A 15502-nucleotide genomic window follows, 5' to 3' on the forward strand; every position below is an offset into this window, starting at 1 on the left:
ACAACGTCCACAGCTCTTCCGGCGCCATCCGCTCGACAAGCGCAGCAGTCATCACCCCAGACTGCCGCAAGATCACGCCAACTGAAATGGCATCTTAGAGGTTCAGACGGGTCGCATCGAGGATGTCGGCTGTCAGCCGAGCGCGCGAAGCTGGGCCGTGTCCGGGCCGTCCGAGGCCAGTCAACAGTGGCCAGGGGCGACCAACGACGACCACCAGGCGTCCGAACCCATCACCCCTGACCAGCAAAAACCCGGCTCACCAAGATCCCCGGCAACAACCGGGGCAAGAAGCAACCCGGCCGGACAGCGCGACCGGGCGGACGTACAAGGCAGCCGCCTGACCAACCGCTGCCCAACTCTGCTCTCGGCGATCTCGAAATCCGTCATAGAGGCCGGGGGAAACAACGGTTCGCGTAGTAGGCGGCCACTGCCTCTGCTCTTGCATTGAAGATGAGCATCCCGTCGCTGCTGGAACCCACCCTTCCGTCGTGAGCCACCGGTTCTACGCCGTAGTGCTCGTTCACCCAAGCGGTGGGAATCGGCGCGGTATCGAAGCGCCGGCCCGGATCTCACGCTCTGGAGCGCAACTCCCTGATGAGTGCATCATCGTCTGTCTCTTCGCTGCCGCGTCCAGAACACTGGTCCTGGGCCGGTCGCGCGCGGATGCCGTCCCAAGTTGCCGCCATGGGCCAAAGCCCAATACCGCTGAGCAACCAACACTCTCGGAGCCAACTCAGCACCGCGCAAGGGTGTGAAGCCGGCGGATTGGTCGATAGGGAACGCGGGGCCCGGAGCGGTCGGATTCCAGCCCTCACGCAGTGCAAGCCGAACAGCCGAGGCGACATCGGACGGCCGTACAGGCTCGGCGTCGCGACCGATCCAGTTGCTCGGATGCGGCTGGTCGGTGGTGACCACGAGCGTCATGCCCGGGGTGTCCGCATGCTCGACCGCGTACGTGCACGACGACCAGGCCAGCCCCTGGGAGTACGTCGGCCGACCTCGCAGCCGCCAGCGGTAAGTCGTGCCGTCGACAACGATCCGTCGTGAGCCCTTGCGGACCAGTGCCATGACTCTCCCCTTCGACAGCGAAGACGCTAGCGGGCCTGGCCCCGCCGTCCGTCTCAGTTTCCATCGCATTCAGCGCCGTTCACGGCAGTTCAGACGAGACCGAAGCCCTTAGCTGCTCCAGCGGCCGGCCGCCTATGAACACAGCTGAACGGCCCTGTACACGGTCCAGCGGAACACCGTCACAGTTGGAAAGCGTGCACCCAGAAGGGCACTCCCGACGTACTGACCGGCGTGCGCCTGCATCATCTGACGCCGCCGATCGTGCGCCCTGCCCCGTGCCGGCCACATGCCACACGCTGGATGTCTGGACGCGCAGCGAACCAACGGGAGGGGGACAGACCGTGGGTGAGTGGAAGCAGGGGAAGTGCGGGTGGCCGACGGCGGCCGGCGGTCGTTGTCAGAACAAGACGCTGAAGGGCACTGCGCGTTGCTACCTCCATCAGGGGCACTGGACGAAGCGCGGCCAGGCCGAGCTGAAGAAGCGTGCGAGCAGGCGCCGTAAGAAGTGATCCGTGCGCGGTCCGAGACCTCTCGGCGGCTGTTGGAGGGGGATGGTGTCGAAACTTCACGAGCTCCCGGACCGACGTGGCTCGGGGATCTCTTCTGAGCCACCCCCCTTGGTCGCGCGCTCTCCTTGCCGAGACAGCAGACCGACCCAACACTCCGCAGCGTACGGGTGGCCACTGACAAAGCCGTGCACCACTAGCGCACCAGATCGAGCGGTGAACAGCGGGGAATCACGGGGAATGCGGCCCAGCTCGACGACGAGGCCAGCCAACGGTTTGCCCAGTTCAGTGCCCAAGCTGCCCCGAAATGCCTCAGCTTCCGAGGCTGGGGGCTCCCACAGCGTCAAAACCGGCCGGTGACTGCGGTTACTCGGGTCGGCATCCCGAAGCGTGGCTGCAGTCGGTGGGGGTGCGGCGAGACACACGCCGCCTGGTCGGCCGGCGCCTCCGCCGTCGTGTCCGGTTCTCGTCGACTGAGGCCCATACGAGTTCGTACCGAACTCTGATCAGTTGCCCTGGCCCCCAACTGCGACGAGCTCGGAGGGGCTGTGCACGCTGACCTCATGGCGAACCCCGAAGGACCGTACGTGAAGGTGCACTTCCGGCTGGAGATCGAAGACGACTGGCCCCCGGTATCAGTGGAGAGTCTCTGGGCTGTCGAGCTGGGCGACGGAACGGCACGGCTCGACAACATCCCCTGGTTCGTTCGCGGCATCGCCTGCGGGGACATCGTGGCAACCGAGCCCGACGAGGAAGGCGTGCGGTGGGCCGGCGAGGTGGTACGGCATTCGGAGAACTGCACCATCCGCCTCATCGTGTTCCGGGACGGCGGCTCCGGACCTGCACGACAGAGCGTGATCAACGCGTTTCACGGACTCGGAGTCTGCGGCGAGGGCATAGAACGGTTCGGCATGGTCGCCCTGGACGTCCCGCCCACCGCCGATCTCGCCAAGGTGCAGAGGCTGCTCAGTCACGGCGTGGCCAAGGAGTGGTGGGACATGGAAGAAGGGTGCGTCACCGCGCAGTGGCGAGCCGCTTCTGCCGACTGACGCCGTTCATGTGATCCACGGCTGGACCGTCCCTGGGCCGTCCGAGGCCGCTCGACAGCGGCCAAGGATGACCGACGACGACCATCAGACGCGCGAGGCCACCGGCGCTGAGCAGCGAAAACGCAGGTCGCCAAGATCCCCGGCAAGACCCAGCGACTCGGCTGAGGAGGCCACCGCCATGACCCAGGCTGCGACGACATCGTGGGAGATACCCGCCAGGACCGCAGCCGAGGTTCAGTTCGCGTTTGATTACGCAACCGTTGCCGGCACGCCACGCTCGCCGCCATGGCGCTGGGCACCATCTCCGGCACCGCCTCTTGGAGCGGCGCCACCACCCGGGGTGTCAGCGTGCTGCACCTGGACGCCACTGAGTACTTCGTTCACATGATCGGCCCCATGGCCCTGACCAGCCTGGCCATCATCGCCGTCGCCTACAGGCTCGACGCCTACAAGCTCGACATCGCCTCAGAGAAGGCGTTCGAACCGATCAAGTCGGACTGGCGCATGTGGTTCAACGCCGCTCTCACCCTGCTGGTGATGGTGCTGCTGATCTTCGAAGTCGCCGAACTGCTCGTCAATGTCCGCAAGATCGGTGACCAGCAGGACCTCATCAAGCGCCAGGCCGCCAACGCCGTCCCGGTCATGGTCCTTGTCCTCGCCGTCGGCGTCTTCACCGGCGTCACCGGCGTCATGACGGACGCCGGCATGATCGGGGTCGTGGCGAGCGCCGCCCTCTCCGTCGTGCCGGACTCCATGGGCGGCACCATCCCGATATTCACCGTCGGCCTCGCGCTGCCGCCCGGCTTTTTCATGTCCAACGACGCCTACTGGTTCGGCGTGGTCCCCGTTCTCGCGGAATCCGCCGCGCACTATGGCATCGAGGCCGACGAGATCGCCAGCGCCGGGTCCAACCTCGGCACCCCTGCGGGTCCTCCTGGGCCTCATGAAGGCCGAAGTCGGCGACTTCCAGAAGCGCGCCCTGCGCTGGGGCGTCCCGGTCTCCATCGCTTACGTCGCGTTCGCCGCCCTCACCGGCGCGATCAGCTTCGCCTGACACCATCGAGCGGCCGACGCGGCCCGATGTCGTTGAGCTCGGTGGGACCGCACAGCTTCGCGCCGTCCCACCGGGCCGGGCCGCTGTGGACGGGGTGGTTGTCGCACGTCCGTCATCGACGGCGGGCGACGGCCGTGGGACCGAAGCACTCCGCCTGGACGTCCCGGAGCGTTGTCCGTCGTGCGCTCCCGAATGCCGTGCGAGCGGCAGGGCGCCTCGATGCGGAGAGCGTCCGTCACGCCCGTTGCCCCCGGCGTGGCTGCTCCGGCGTTCAGCTCTACGGTCCGCCGGGGCCGCGCCTGTGTCGGTCGCGGGTGTTGCTCGTGCGGTCGGAAGGCGGGGCGAGTGGTGTGGCGGTGGGTTTGACGAGGCCGTGGAGGTGGGCGTAGGCGACGGCCTGGACGCGGTCGCGGAGGTGGAGTTTGGTGAGGATGCGGGAGACGTGGCTCTTCACGGTCTCGTCGCCGATGCCGAGCCGGTCGGCGATCTCGGCGTTGGAGTAGGCCTCGGCGATCAGCAGCAGCACGTCGCGCTCCCGCGAGGTGAGGTCGTCCAGGCCGACGGGGACGGCCGGCGGCGCGACCCCTTCGGCGAGACGGGTCAGGAGACGCCGGGTGACCGAGGGGTCGATGAGGGCGTCGCCGCGGGCGGCGACCCGGACGGCGGCGATCAGCTCCTCCGGGGGAAGGCTCTTGAGGAGGAAACCGCTGGCTCCGGCGCGCAGGGCGCGGTGGACGTAGGCGTCCTGATCGTAGGTGGTCAGCAGGATGACCCTGGTGGTGTTCTCCGGGTCGGCCAGGATCGTCTCGGTGGCACGCAGACCGTCCAGCAGGGGCATGCGGATGTCGAGGATGGCGACGTCGGGGCGGAGCCGGCGCACCTCGCTCACCGCGCTGCGGCCGTCCGACGCCTCCGCCACGCACTCCAGGTCGGGCTGGCTGTCCAGGACGGCGCGCAGGCCGGAGCGGAACATGGCGTGGTCGTCGGCGACCAGGACGCGCAAGGTCATGACGGATCCAGGGGGTCGAGGGGGAAGGTGACGGTGGTGGTCCAGGCGGTGCCGTCGGGCGTGGGGCCGTAGGTGACGGAGCCGTGGAAGAGGGCGGCGCGGCTGCGGATGCCCTGCAGGCCGCGGTGCGGGGAGTCGGGCCCGCTGCGCGTTCCGACCGGGAGGGGGTTGGTCGTGGTGACGGCGAGGGCGGCGGGGGTGTAGCGCAGCTCGACCTCGGCGACCCCGCCGGCCCCGTGCCGCAGGGCGTTGGTGAGCATCTCCTGCACCACCCGGTACGCGGCGATGTCCAGGGACTCCGGCAGCCGGGGCGGCACGCCGTGCACGGTCACCCGGGTCTTCAGACCTACGGCACGGACCGTGTCGAGGAGCCCGGAGAGGTTGTCCAGGCCCGGCTGGCTGTCCTCCCCTGCGGGGGCGCCGTGCAGGAAGTCCAGCAGGCGCCGCAGGTCGACCATGGCCGCCCGGCTGGACGTCTCCACCGCGGTCAGCGACTCGGCGACGTCGACGCCGTCCGGTGCCGCTCTCGCCCGCAGCCGGGCGACCCCCGCGTGCATGCTGATGGCGCTGACGTGGTGGGAGATGACGTCGTGCAGATCACGGGCGATGCTGCTGCGTTCCTCGGCGATGGCCTCGGCCAGGGCCTGCTGCCGCTCGTGCCGCTCACGCTCGGAGCGTTGCTCCAGTTCGGCGATGTAGGCACGGCGTGCGGTGGTGTACCGCCCGACCAGCCAGGGCAGCAGGGCATCGGCCAGGGCGCCGAGCAGGATTCCCCCGTGCCCGAAGTGCTCGCCGCCGAGCAGCTGTCCCCCGACGATCCCGGCCGCCAGGCAGAGCAGGGACGCCACGGCGGGCCCCCGGTCCAGCCAGGCGCCCGCCCGGTACGCGGAGACCAGCATGCCCGCGTTGTTGAGCTGGGGCAGCGGACCGTGACCGGGCAGCAGGACGCTGCCGCCGACCGCGACGACCGCCTGGGCGACGGCCACGGCTCCCGACAGCCGCGGCGGGGTGGCCAGAGCCGCGTCGACCACGACGATCGCCGCGAGGACCACCCAGTGCCACGCCGTCAGCGGGTGGGACTGGTCGGCGAGGAGGAAGCCCAGGCAGTCCACGACCAGAGTGGTCGCCGCGACCAGGAGCGACTGCCGGGTCAGTGATCCGCTGACGTCCCGGGCGCGGACGGACGCCGCTCGGCCCGCGCCGCGCGCCTCGCTTCCCTCGCTCTGGGGCAATGCAGTCCTCTCCTCCGGCCTACACACGGCTTCGACGACCCATGATGCCTGGTCACAGCCGCGCGCGAGTCCCCCGCTCGGGGGAGGGAGCCTCCCCTGTCACCGTGACGACACCGGCGCGCGGCCGCCATAGCTTGGCCCGACCATGAACGACACGCCCTCTCGTACGACGGTGCGCCCCACCCGCCCGCGTACGCCCCACCCCCACCGACGCCGCCTCTGGACCGCGCTCTCCGTCCTGGTCTGCGCCGTGCTCCTGCTGCTGACGTCGAGCTCGGCCGCCACCGCGGACTCCGCGTCCACCGGCAACGACGTACAGGTGGCCCAGACGCTCGGCGACCGGGAACTGACCGTCGTCCTGCGCCGGATCACCGGAGTACCGGGTCCCCTGCACGTGGACGTGATCACGCACAAGGGCACGGCCGCCGGCCGGATCAGGCTCGCGGTGACACCCACCGGCGTCTCGGCGTCCGCGTCGAAGGGCAAGGAATCCGGTACGACCGTGGACTCGGCCGTCGTGAAGCTGGACAGCACTCCTGGCTCCTACTCCGCCCAGCTGAACGTCGACGAGGTCGGCCCCTGGGAACTGAGGCTCGACGACGGCGCCGGGCACACGGCGAAGATCCCCTTCGTCGTGTCGAAGACGACCACCTCACCGGCGGAGAAGGCGGTGTACGCCGGTTTCATCGGCGCCGGGGCCCTCATGCTGGTCACCGTCGTCGTGGCCGTACGGGTGCGGCGCGGCTGGTGGACGTTCGTCCCGTCCGGCGGCGTGCTCGCCTGCCTCGCCGTGGCGGTCACCGGCGCCGTCCTCTCCTCCGGTCTGCCGCTGCCGGTGTCCCAGGGAGTCCAGGTGGACGCCACGATCGACGGCGTCGGAAACCCGTACACCTCGGTCGTCCAGCAGGCCGCCGACTACTCGCGCCCGCCCGCCACCCTGCTGCTCAGCTCCGCCACGACCCGCGCGGGCGGGACCGACACCCTGACGCTGAAGCTGACCGACGCCTCGACGGGCCTGGCCGTCGACGACCTCGTCGTCCACGACGGCGCACTGGTCCACCTGCTGGTCGTCGGCCCCTCGGGGCAGCTGTACCACCTGCACCCGGTCATGACCGAGTACGGGACCTTCGAGGTACGGCTGCCGCTGCCCGAGGCCGGCCACTACGCGCTCTCCGCCGAGTTCGCCCGTCGAGGCGGCGGCGTCCAGGAGGTGCGCTCCGCGACCGGCATCGACGCGACCGGCTCGACGAAGGCGGCCACCACCACCTTGCCGACGCGGGAAGGCACCGGCACCCGGACGGTCGACGGGATCCGCGTCCGCACGACCGCGTCGTCGCTCGTCGCGGGCAAAGCGGCCGTCCTGACCGCCCGGATCGGGGACTCGGCGACCCTCCAGCCGTGGCTCGGCATGCTCGGTCACATGATCGTCGTCGGCCCGCTCAGGTCGAGGACGGCGGCGGTGGGCGCGGAGACACAGAACGCCGAGGTGTGGGCGCACTCCCACTCCATGGGCTCCGTCGCCGACGACATGCCGGGCATGGACATGAGCTCCGGCGACATGAGCTCGATGAGTGGCCTGACCTCCGTCAACGGGGACAGCACCGCCGACGAGACGGTCGCCGCCTACGGGCCCGACGTCTCCTTCGTCTACACCTTCCCGACCGCCGGCGACTACCGGATCTGGATCCAGGCCGAGCGCGACAACACGATCATCACCGTTCCCTACCTCTTGCACGTCACCGACGCCACCACGGAGAAGACCCGATGAGCGGGCCCATGCCACCGTCCCGCCGCCGACGTCTCCGGATGGGCGCGGTACTTCTGGCCACCGTCCTGTTCACCCTGCTGGCGCTCCGCCTGACGATGTCGTCGAGTACCACCGGCTCCTCGTCCGACTCGTCGTCCGGCGGCACGACCCTCACCGGCGGTACCGCCCACGACGTGGTGACCCTGACGATCGCCTCACCGAAGACCGGCACGACGGCGGTCGAGGTACGGCTCACACCGCGCGAGGGGATCAGGACGACCGGATCGCCGACGGTCGTGACCGTCTCGGCCGTGCTGCCCACGACGGGCCACGCGCTGCCCGACTACACCGCCGTGCGGACCGCGAACCACCGCTACCAGGTCGCCTCCCTGCCCCTGATGATGACCGGCCGCTGGGAGTTCCTCGTCGACATCGACGGCCAAGGCCGCGACGACCACCTCGTTTTCCCGCTCACCCTCACTCGCTGACCCGCTGAAAGGCAGTACCGATGGACGCCGTCCCCGAATCCGCGCTCACCCTCGCACCCGACGAACCGTCACCACCCGGCAACCCGCCCCGGCCGCGGGCGGACTGGGCCGGTCCCGTCGCCGCCTTCACCGTGCTGGCCGGCACGCTGACCTCGCTGATCGGCATCAGCTGGGACATCGAGTGGCATGTCGACGTCGGCCCGGACACCTTCTTCACCCTCTCCCACCTGCTGCTGTACTCCGGCAGCGCCCTCGCCGGTGTCGCCAGCCTGGTGATGGTGCTGCGCTCCACCTTCGCGCAGCGCGCCGGACGCTCCACCGGCCGGTCCGTGGGCGGGGCGCCGGTCCGGGTCTTCGGTGGCACGTTCACCGCACCGCTCGGCTATCTCATCTCCGGCACCGGCGCCGCACTGTTCCTGATGTACGGCCTGGTCGACCTCTGGTGGCACTCCCTGTACGGCTTCGACGCCGTGCTCAACTCCCCGCCGCACGTCGCCCTGTTCATCTCCATCAGCCTGACCATGGTCGGCAGCATCACCGTCTTCGCCGCCGCCCGGGAGCAGTTGTGGGGACGGATCGGCCAGGTCGTCAGCACCCCGGTGCTGATCACCTTCTGCCCCCTCACCACCTACGCGTTCCAGGGGGTGTCCCAGACCATCGACCCGCAGCTCGCGGGCAACATCTTCTTCTCCGTGTGCCTGCTGATCACGGGGGCGCTGACCTTGCGCCGCCGGGGCATCGCGCTCTCCATTGCCGCCGTGCTCGGTGTCATGCAGCTGTTCCTGTGGTGGTTCTCGCCGTGGGCCGCCAAGTGGTACGCCGGCTACGTCGGGCTGCCGCTGCGCGACAACCTCATGGACGCGGCACCCGTGCTGCCCTCCGGCATCCCGATGTTCATGCTCGGCGTGGCCGTGGTGATCGAGGCCCTGCTCCTGCTCGGCCGCAAGCAGAACTGGTCGGGGCGCTGGATGCCGCAGGCCGTCGGCGCCGTCGGCGGCGTACTGGTCAGCCTCTCCATGCTCCTCCAGACCTCCCTGGTCAGCGGCGGCGGTGGCGGCGGTGGGGGAGGCGGCGGTCCGATGGGCCAGTCCGGCACCTCCGCGAGCACCCTCCTCACCGACGCCGTTCTCGGGCTGGCGATCGGCACGCTGGCCGGCTACCTCGGCTCCCGCTTCGCCGTTCTTCTGCGGCTCAACTCCACCGTCACCGACCAGGAAGACAGCCTGACCCGATGAACACGCGATCACTGCTCCGGGTACGGCCGCGCCAGGCACGTACCGAGCGCCGGACGGTACTGCACCGTGCCCGCGCCCTCGTCCTCGCCCTGTGCGCGATGGCGGGCATGCTCTTCGTCTCGGCCCCGTCCGCCCAGGCCTACGCGCCGGTCGACATCGTCCACACCGAGAAGGTGAAGGTTGGCCCGTACGACCTGACGGTCGGCTTCTCCAAGTGGCCGCTGCGCGCCAACCAGTCCCTGGACTTCACCTTCGCCCCCGACGGAGGCATCAAGGGCAGGTCCGGCACCCTCTCCATGAGCCTCGCCGGCCAGCAAAACGGTATGGGCGGCCCGGGCGGCGGAGGCGGGGGAGCGGGCGGCGGAGGCATGGGCGGTCAACTGGCCCGGCATCCGCGCAAGCTGTCGGTCTGGGGTCTGGACGTCCAGTCGCTGTCCACCGCCGGCAAATGGAACTTCACCTTCACCATCAAGGGCACCCAGGGCACCGGAACGGGCACGCTGAAGAACATCCCCGTCCTCTCCCAGCCCGGCCCCCCGTACGCGGTGAGCTGGACCGTCTGCACGCTGCCGCCGGTCGGCGGTCTCATCGCCCTGCTGACCGTGGCCTGGCGCCGTCACCGCCCGGGCCGCCGCACGGCGGCACTGAGCTACTGACGCTCCTGACGAGCAGCGCTCAAGGGGTGTGGAAGAACGACTGGCGAGGGTGCGGCCGCACCCTCGCCAGTCGTTCTTCCACGGTCGCTGGAGGCTGTGAGGAGTTCGGTCCCCATGACGTCGGGCTCAGCGGAGGACGAGGTTGTGGGGAGCCGAGACGTCCGGTTCCAGGTCGCCGTGGCCGAGGTCGGCGAGGAGGGGGCCGAGGATCTTGGCGAAGGTCTCGAAGGACTCGGGAGACTCCCACACGTCGGTGACCCGCCAGCGGTCGCCGACGGGTCCGGCGATGTGGGCGAGCAGTCCGGGTACGGGCAGGTCGGCCGGCGACGCGAAGCCCCGGCCCTCGGTGACGCGGTCGATGGTGGTGTCGTACAACTCCTGGGCGGCAGGCGTGTTGTCGAGATCGAAGGTGACGACGATGGCCATGGGCGGGCACTCCTGTCCGTTACCCGCTGGATTCAGCGGATGCCGCCCTACGGTCCCCCCGTTCCGAAGGCGGCGGCAACGGCGCACGGCACGGCTCGCCGGAGCGCCGGGAGCTGATGCCTGTGCGAGCGCTCGCCGTACGTGCCTCGCACGCCCCTCGGGCGGAGCGTCGTGCCTCTTCCGGTCGAGGCCCGGCCGCTCTACTCGGTGTCGTCGGCGCGGAGGGTCAGGTCGAGGAGGCCGGGGAAACGGGCGTCGAACTCCTCGCGGCGCAGCCGGTTGAGCCGTCGCGGGCCCTGGTCGCGCTGTTCGACCAGACCGGCGTCGCGCAGCACCGAGAAGTGGTGGCTCTTTGCCGCCCGGCCGACCGGCACGTCGAAGTTGCTGCAGCTGAGCGCCCAGTCGGGGTGACCGGCCAGGTCGCGGACGAGCTGGATGCGCACGGGATCCGCGAGCGCGGCGAGGGCGGTGAGAAGCGGGACGTCGTCGGGGTGCGTGTGCACGGGTGCCGGACGGTGACTCGCCCCTTCGGACCGGTCTGACATTCCGATGCCCTCCTCCACCACTGTTCGATGGCCATCGTACACTGCTAGTGTTCGATCCGGGTTGAACACTCATGGAGGGGTGGTACTGCGTATGCGTGCGGTCGAGTTCCAGGAGTACGGCGGTCCCGAGGTGCTGCGGGTCGTGCGGACCGCGGCACCCGAGCCGGGTCCCGGCCAGGTGACCGTCGAGACCGTCTGGGCAGGGGTGAACTTCGCGGACGTGAAGGCGCGCGCCGACGGGTACCGGGTGGCGTCGCTGCCCTACCGTCCGGGCCTGGAGGTCTCCGGGCGCATCCGGGCGGTCGGGGACGGGGTCGAGGGTCTGCGAGCGGGGCAGGAGGTCGCCGCGCTCGTCGACGGCGGTGGCTACGCCGAGGTCGTGCTCGCGGAGGCCGCGCGGGTCTTCCCGTTGCCCGACGGGCTGGACCTGCGGACCGCGGCCACGCTGCCGACGGTGCTGCCGACCGCGCACGCCCTGGTCCACGAGGTGGGGCGGTTGCGGGCCGGGGAGAGCGTGCTGGTGCACGGTGCGGCGGGAGGCGTCGGCACGGCGGTCGGGCAGTTGGCCCGGGCGGCGGGCGCCGGAGCGGTGTACGGGGTGGCATCGAGCGACGCCAAGGCCGACTACGCGCTCAAGTACGGCTACGACGCGGTGTTCCGGCCCGACACCTTCGAGACGGACGTCCGGCGGGCGACCGGCGGCAGAGGCGTCGACCTGGTCCTGGACCCGGTGGGCGGCGACACGCTGCGCCGCGGCCTGGAGGCGCTGGCCGTCTTCGGACGCCTGGTGTCGTTCGGCAACGCCGGCGGCGCCGAACCCTGGCAGGCCGGGCAGAACGAGCTCTACGCGCGGGGCCGCTCCGTCGGGGGCTTCTCCGTGCTCGCCCTCGCCCAGTCCGCCCCCGACGCCCTGCGCGCGCTCACCGAACGCGCCCTGCGCACCGTCCGCGACGGAACGGTCGTCCTTCCCGTCACGGCCGAGTTCCCCCTGTCGGACGCGGCCGGCGCACATCACCTCATCGGCGGCCGCGCATCCACGGGCAAGTTGCTGCTGCGCATCACCGAGTGAACCCGGCGAGGCGGACGCTCAGTCGATACAGAACTCGTTGCCCTCGATGTCCTGCATCACGATGCACGAGTCGTTGCCGTCGTACAGCAGCCGCACGCGCACCGCGCCGAGCGGGAGGAGCCGTGCGCACTCGGCTTCAAGAGTGGCCAGGCGCACCTCACCCGTCAGCCCGGTGCCGACCCGCACGCACAGATGCACCCGGTTCTTGACGACCTTGCCTTCGGGAACGCGCTGGAAGAACAGCCGGGGGCCGACACCTGACGGATCACCGCAGGCGAACCACGATCCCTGGGACTCGGCGGGCTGTGAGCGGGTGAATTCGTCCCAGGTGGTGAACCCGTTGGGCGGCGACGGTATGACGTACCCCAACACCTCGCACCAGAACCGAGCGAGGCGCTCGGGTTCCGCGCAGTCGAAGGTGACCTGGAACTGCTTGATCGATGACATCGGCGCACCATAACAGTGCCGTGCGAGCGCAGGTTGTCCGGCGAGTGCGGGGGTGCCGGCCGAACCGGCGAGGCGAGGTCACGCCGGCGCGCCGCCTGCGTGTGGTGCTGGGATGCCCGCGTGGCTTCAGCGGCGCTTCACCTGGTCGGTGGGGGCCGACTCGCCGGCGGCAGGAGCTGCGGTCCGTCCGGGGCCCGCGCTTCTCGCGGCGGTTCGCGGCTGACCGGCGGCGTCCTGGTCGTCGAGCAGGTCGGTCGTGTTGTACTGGTCGTGCCTGATCCGGAAGGCTTTCAGCTCCTCGGGGCCGCGCTGGGCGTACTCGCCCAACTTCTCGAAGTACTCCTCCCTGGCGGCTCCCGGTGTGAAGAGCAGCAGGAACGACACCGGGTCGTCGCTGTCGTTCCGGAAGGCGTGGAGCCCGCCGGGCGGTACGTGCAGGAAGTCTCCCTCGCCTCCGGTGACCCATTGTTCGCCGTTGTAGAGCCGGACCTCGCCCGACAGGACGTAGAAGGACTCGGAGATGGTGCGGTGGAAGTGTTCCGCGGCGCCCATGGTCTTCGGCTCCATGCGGATCCTGTACAGGCCGAACTCGCCGTTGGTGTCGTCCCGCTGGGCCACGTAGTCGATGCCGGTGCCGCCCGAGCCGGCGCCGGGTTGCGCGGACGCGGGGCGGAACAGTGCGCTGACCTGACCCTTCTCGTCGAGGTAGCGGGGTTCTGGGTAGGACATGGCGGCTTCCTGATTCGTGCGCACACGGACCGGTGGCGCCGATCGGTGTGTCGTGATCGGCGCCACGGGCGGGCTCTGGACGGGCTTCGGTCTAGCGGGGGTTGAAGACCACGCTGGCGAAGTGCACGTTACCGGAGGCGGAGTGGCCGGAGGCGATGCGGCGCGCGGTGCCCTTGCACTTCGCCTTGCTGTAGACGACCAGCGCCTTCTTCGTGGCGTTCTGCGGTCCGCGTGCCTCCTGGGCCATCTCCAGGCACTTGCGGTCCGGCGGGTTCTGGATGGCGTACGCCTTGCCCTTCGGCCCCACCCAGACGAAGGAGCCTTCGGCGGCGGCCGCCGGACCCATGGTGATGACGGCGAGGGCAAGCCCGCCGAGAGCGACGGCGAGCGGACGGCAGAGACGCATCGTGATGTCCTTCGTGAGCGATGACGACGGCGACAACGGGGGCCACGGAACGACCGAAGCCAGGCGCCATCACACACCGTCACCGCACCCGGATGTCCCGGCGACACGGAAACTTCCCACGTCCGGGCGACCCCCGTCGGCGTGTTGTGGCGGACGGGGCCGGGTCCGGGGGGTGTTCACACCAGTGCCACGATCAACGCGACCGCGATGGTGAGGGCGGACAGACCGACCATCGCCGTCCGCCACGGGGAGCCGGGAGGCGGTTGCGGGGGTGCCGGGTCCGGTGTGTGTTCGCCCAGGTGCGGACTGTCCAGCCAGTAGGCGTCGGACAGTTGGGCGAAGGAGGGGATGTCGCTGAGGCCCATGCCTGTTCCAACGCCGTTGACGCGCAGGGGAGTCGGAGTGACCGGCGGCATCACACCTTCGGGGCAATCGGGTCCCCTGGGTGTGATCGGGGTGGCGGCGGTCGGGCGGGCCGTGGCCGGGGAGGGGCGGGTGGCGGACGGGCGACGGACGGGGTGCGCGGACCCTCGGCGATTCATTGCGGGATGCGCCGGACATAGGGGTAAATTCCCGAACATTGTTGGCGGGGCGTCACCGGCGGACGGGGCAAGGGATGAGCACGGACGACCGCGTCGCGGTGACGACCGGGATCGCACGGCTGTACGCGTCGCCCGCGCTCGCGGGGCCGGGCCGGTTCGGACTGGTGACCAACCACACCGGTGTCCTGCCCGATCTGCGCCCGGCCGCACCGGCCCTGCTCGCGGCCGGCGCGCCCCTGGTCGCCCTCTTCGGCCCCGAGCACGGACTGCACGGGACCGGCCAGGCCGGCGAGAGCGAGCCCGCCCGGGTCGACCCGGACACCGGACTGCCCGTGTACGACACCTACCGGTGCGACGGCGAGCGGCTCGACAAACTGCTCATCGACAGCGGCGTCGACGCCCTGGTCTACGACCTCCAGGACATCGGGTCCAGGTTCTACACCTATGTGTGGACCATGTTCGACCTGATGGTCTCGGCGGCCAGGACGGGCGTCCGCTTCGTGGTCGCCGACCGGCCGAACCCGCTCGGCGGACTGGTGAGCGAGGGCCCGCGGCTGGACCCGGGGTGGGCCAGCTTCGTCGGGCGAGCCCCGGTCCCCGTCCGGCACGGCCTCACCTGCGGTGAGCTCGCCGGACACCTCAACGCCCGCGCCGTCCCGCGAGCGGCCGGCCGTGCCGCCGACCTGACGGTCGTGGAAACCGTGGGCTGGCGGCGCGCCATGGACGCGGTGGCCGGCGGACTGCCGTGGGTCGCGCCGTCGCCCAACATCCCGACGCCCGCCACCGCCCTCGTGTACCCCGGCACCTGTCTGTTCGAGGGCACGAACCTCTCGGAGGGCCGGGGCACCACCCAGCCCTTCGAGATCGTCGGAGCCCCCTACATCGACGCGCGGTTCGCCCCCGCGCTCGCCGAACTCGCCCTGCCCGGAGTGCGCTTCCGTGATCTGCGGTTCGTACCGGCCTTCCACAAGCACGCCGGACGGACGCTGCGCGGAGTCCAGCTGCACATCACCGACCGCGCGGCGTTCGCCCCCGTCCGCACCGCCGTCGCGATGATCGCCGCGCTACGCCGGCTGTACCCGGACGACTTCGCCTGGCAGACCGCGGACGGCGGTGCGGAGGGGACCGGGCACCGGCACTTCGTCGACCTGCTGTGGGGGTCCGACCGGCTGCGCCGCGCCGTCGACGCGGACGAGGACCCGCTGCCGCTGTGCGATCCACCGGAGCCGCCCGGCCGGTGGGCCGGCGACGACGTACTGCTCTACCCCTGATCCGCCGCTGCGCTCGGAAGGAC

16 protein-coding genes and 1 pseudogene are annotated in these 15502 nt (G+C 70.5%); 8 read left to right on the forward strand and 9 right to left on the reverse strand.

The genetic code is table 11. From position 1 onward, the window contains the following. Positions 1–747 precede the first annotated feature (747 nt). Positions 748–1068, reverse strand: a pseudogene (locus ACIPSJ_RS39670) (hypothetical protein); the annotation flags it as partial. Positions 1069–2137: 1069 nt separating this feature from the next. Between ACIPSJ_RS39670 and ACIPSJ_RS39675 the strand changes: the two are divergent. Both ACIPSJ_RS39675 and ACIPSJ_RS39680 read left to right on the forward strand, forming a co-directional pair. Continuing rightward, a complete protein-coding gene (locus ACIPSJ_RS39675) occupies positions 2138–2623 on the forward strand; it encodes a DUF4265 domain-containing protein (RefSeq protein ID WP_401353118.1) in 486 nt (161 codons plus the stop codon). A 285-nt stretch (positions 2624–2908) separates the two neighbouring features. After that, complete coding sequence (locus tag ACIPSJ_RS39680; protein ID WP_401353120.1) at positions 2909–4066, forward strand: hypothetical protein; 1158 nt, start codon at positions 2909–2911, stop codon at positions 4064–4066. Here the strand turns inward: ACIPSJ_RS39680 and ACIPSJ_RS39685 are convergent. Together ACIPSJ_RS39685 and ACIPSJ_RS39690 are read right to left on the reverse strand one after the other, a co-directional pair. Then, the gene (locus ACIPSJ_RS39685; protein ID WP_401353122.1) at positions 3955–4686 is read right to left on the reverse strand and encodes a response regulator; all 732 of its coding nucleotides are present in this window, start codon (positions 4684–4686) and stop codon (positions 3955–3957) included. The two genes, ACIPSJ_RS39680 and ACIPSJ_RS39685, sit on opposite strands and share 112 nt — an antisense overlap. Further along, a complete protein-coding gene (locus tag ACIPSJ_RS39690; RefSeq protein ID WP_401353124.1) occupies positions 4683–5918 on the reverse strand; it encodes a sensor histidine kinase in 1236 nt (411 codons plus the stop codon). Before ACIPSJ_RS39690 ends, ACIPSJ_RS39685 begins: the two co-directional genes overlap by 4 nt. 145 nt (positions 5919–6063) lie before the next feature. Here ACIPSJ_RS39690 and ACIPSJ_RS39695 point away from each other — a divergent pair, with 145 nt between their 5' ends. Genes ACIPSJ_RS39695 through ACIPSJ_RS39710 form a run of 4 tightly spaced genes read left to right on the forward strand, consistent with a single transcriptional unit; the run spans position 6064 to position 10044 of the window. Further along, complete coding sequence (locus tag ACIPSJ_RS39695; RefSeq protein WP_401353126.1) at positions 6064–7686, forward strand: hypothetical protein; 1623 nt, start codon at positions 6064–6066, stop codon at positions 7684–7686. A gap of 38 nt (positions 7687–7724) precedes the next feature. Next, positions 7725–8153, forward strand: coding sequence for a hypothetical protein (locus tag ACIPSJ_RS39700; protein ID WP_401353128.1), 429 nt, complete (start codon positions 7725–7727; stop codon positions 8151–8153). 20 nt (positions 8154–8173) lie between these two features. After that, positions 8174–9388, forward strand: coding sequence for a hypothetical protein (locus ACIPSJ_RS39705; RefSeq protein ID WP_401353130.1), 1215 nt, complete (start codon positions 8174–8176; stop codon positions 9386–9388). Beyond that, positions 9385–10044: a hypothetical protein gene (locus tag ACIPSJ_RS39710; RefSeq protein ID WP_401353132.1), complete on the forward strand. Its 660-nt coding sequence runs from the start codon at positions 9385–9387 to the stop codon at positions 10042–10044. Before ACIPSJ_RS39705 ends, ACIPSJ_RS39710 begins: the two co-directional genes overlap by 4 nt. 126 nt (positions 10045–10170) lie before the next feature. Here ACIPSJ_RS39710 and ACIPSJ_RS39715 read toward each other — a convergent pair whose 3' ends face one another. Together ACIPSJ_RS39715 and ACIPSJ_RS39720 are read right to left on the reverse strand one after the other, a co-directional pair. Next, positions 10171–10470, reverse strand: a complete 300-nt coding sequence (locus ACIPSJ_RS39715) for a hypothetical protein (protein WP_401353134.1) — start codon at positions 10468–10470, stop codon at positions 10171–10173. 200 nt (positions 10471–10670) lie between these two features. Beyond that, on the reverse strand, positions 10671–11015 hold the full coding sequence (locus tag ACIPSJ_RS39720) for a helix-turn-helix transcriptional regulator (protein WP_355722026.1): 345 nt from the start codon (positions 11013–11015) through the stop codon (positions 10671–10673). A 91-nt stretch (positions 11016–11106) separates the two neighbouring features. On the opposite strand from ACIPSJ_RS39720, the gene ACIPSJ_RS39725 reads away from it, so the two are divergent. Further along, positions 11107–12084 (forward strand): zinc-binding alcohol dehydrogenase family protein, encoded by a 978-nt coding sequence (locus ACIPSJ_RS39725; RefSeq protein WP_401353136.1) that lies wholly within the window; start codon positions 11107–11109, stop codon positions 12082–12084. An 18-nt stretch (positions 12085–12102) separates the two neighbouring features. On the opposite strand, the gene ACIPSJ_RS39730 is transcribed toward ACIPSJ_RS39725, so the two are convergent. The 4 genes from ACIPSJ_RS39730 to ACIPSJ_RS39745 form a co-directional block, all read right to left on the reverse strand. Then, positions 12103–12531, reverse strand: coding sequence for a VOC family protein (locus ACIPSJ_RS39730; RefSeq protein ID WP_401353138.1), 429 nt, complete (start codon positions 12529–12531; stop codon positions 12103–12105). A 126-nt stretch (positions 12532–12657) separates the two neighbouring features. Further along, positions 12658–13260, reverse strand: coding sequence for a cupin domain-containing protein (locus ACIPSJ_RS39735; protein ID WP_401353140.1), 603 nt, complete (start codon positions 13258–13260; stop codon positions 12658–12660). Between the two features lie 91 nt (positions 13261–13351). Beyond that, entirely contained in the window at positions 13352–13666 is a 315-nt protein-coding gene (locus tag ACIPSJ_RS39740; RefSeq protein WP_401353142.1) for a hypothetical protein, read from the reverse strand. Positions 13667–13842: 176 nt separating this feature from the next. Beyond that, entirely contained in the window at positions 13843–14031 is a 189-nt protein-coding gene (locus ACIPSJ_RS39745) for a hypothetical protein (protein ID WP_355722011.1), read from the reverse strand. Between the two features lie 251 nt (positions 14032–14282). On the opposite strand from ACIPSJ_RS39745, the gene ACIPSJ_RS39750 reads away from it, so the two are divergent. Continuing rightward, on the forward strand, positions 14283–15479 hold the full coding sequence (locus ACIPSJ_RS39750) for an exo-beta-N-acetylmuramidase NamZ domain-containing protein (protein ID WP_401353144.1): 1197 nt from the start codon (positions 14283–14285) through the stop codon (positions 15477–15479). Positions 15480–15502 lie beyond the last annotated feature (23 nt).

Source organism: Streptomyces sp. NPDC090088 (assembly GCF_044747345.1).
Taxonomy (GTDB): Bacteria; Actinomycetota; Actinomycetes; order Streptomycetales; family Streptomycetaceae; genus Streptomyces.

What these genes read in the sequence shown, in the direction of transcription:
- ACIPSJ_RS39675 (WP_401353118.1), top strand. Translation starts at nt 2,138, where the DNA reads ATGGCGAACCCCGAAGGACCGTACGTGAAGGTGCACTTCCGGCTGGAG.
- ACIPSJ_RS39680 (WP_401353120.1), top strand. Translation starts at nt 2,909, where the DNA reads ATGGCGCTGGGCACCATCTCCGGCACCGCCTCTTGGAGCGGCGCCACC.
- ACIPSJ_RS39685 (WP_401353122.1), bottom strand. Translation starts at nt 4,686, where the DNA reads ATGACCTTGCGCGTCCTGGTCGCCGACGACCACGCCATGTTCCGCTCC.
- ACIPSJ_RS39695 (WP_401353126.1), top strand. Translation starts at nt 6,064, where the DNA reads ATGAACGACACGCCCTCTCGTACGACGGTGCGCCCCACCCGCCCGCGT.
- ACIPSJ_RS39700 (WP_401353128.1), top strand. Translation starts at nt 7,725, where the DNA reads ATGGGCGCGGTACTTCTGGCCACCGTCCTGTTCACCCTGCTGGCGCTC.
- ACIPSJ_RS39705 (WP_401353130.1), top strand. Translation starts at nt 8,174, where the DNA reads ATGGACGCCGTCCCCGAATCCGCGCTCACCCTCGCACCCGACGAACCG.
- ACIPSJ_RS39710 (WP_401353132.1), top strand. Translation starts at nt 9,385, where the DNA reads ATGAACACGCGATCACTGCTCCGGGTACGGCCGCGCCAGGCACGTACC.
- ACIPSJ_RS39715 (WP_401353134.1), bottom strand. Translation starts at nt 10,470, where the DNA reads ATGGCCATCGTCGTCACCTTCGATCTCGACAACACGCCTGCCGCCCAG.
- ACIPSJ_RS39720 (WP_355722026.1), bottom strand. Translation starts at nt 11,015, where the DNA reads ATGTCAGACCGGTCCGAAGGGGCGAGTCACCGTCCGGCACCCGTGCAC.
- ACIPSJ_RS39725 (WP_401353136.1), top strand. Translation starts at nt 11,107, where the DNA reads ATGCGTGCGGTCGAGTTCCAGGAGTACGGCGGTCCCGAGGTGCTGCGG.
- ACIPSJ_RS39730 (WP_401353138.1), bottom strand. Translation starts at nt 12,531, where the DNA reads ATGTCATCGATCAAGCAGTTCCAGGTCACCTTCGACTGCGCGGAACCC.
- ACIPSJ_RS39735 (WP_401353140.1), bottom strand. Translation starts at nt 13,260, where the DNA reads ATGTCCTACCCAGAACCCCGCTACCTCGACGAGAAGGGTCAGGTCAGC.
- ACIPSJ_RS39740 (WP_401353142.1), bottom strand. Translation starts at nt 13,666, where the DNA reads ATGCGTCTCTGCCGTCCGCTCGCCGTCGCTCTCGGCGGGCTTGCCCTC.
- ACIPSJ_RS39745 (WP_355722011.1), bottom strand. Translation starts at nt 14,031, where the DNA reads ATGGGCCTCAGCGACATCCCCTCCTTCGCCCAACTGTCCGACGCCTAC.
- ACIPSJ_RS39750 (WP_401353144.1), top strand. Translation starts at nt 14,283, where the DNA reads ATGAGCACGGACGACCGCGTCGCGGTGACGACCGGGATCGCACGGCTG.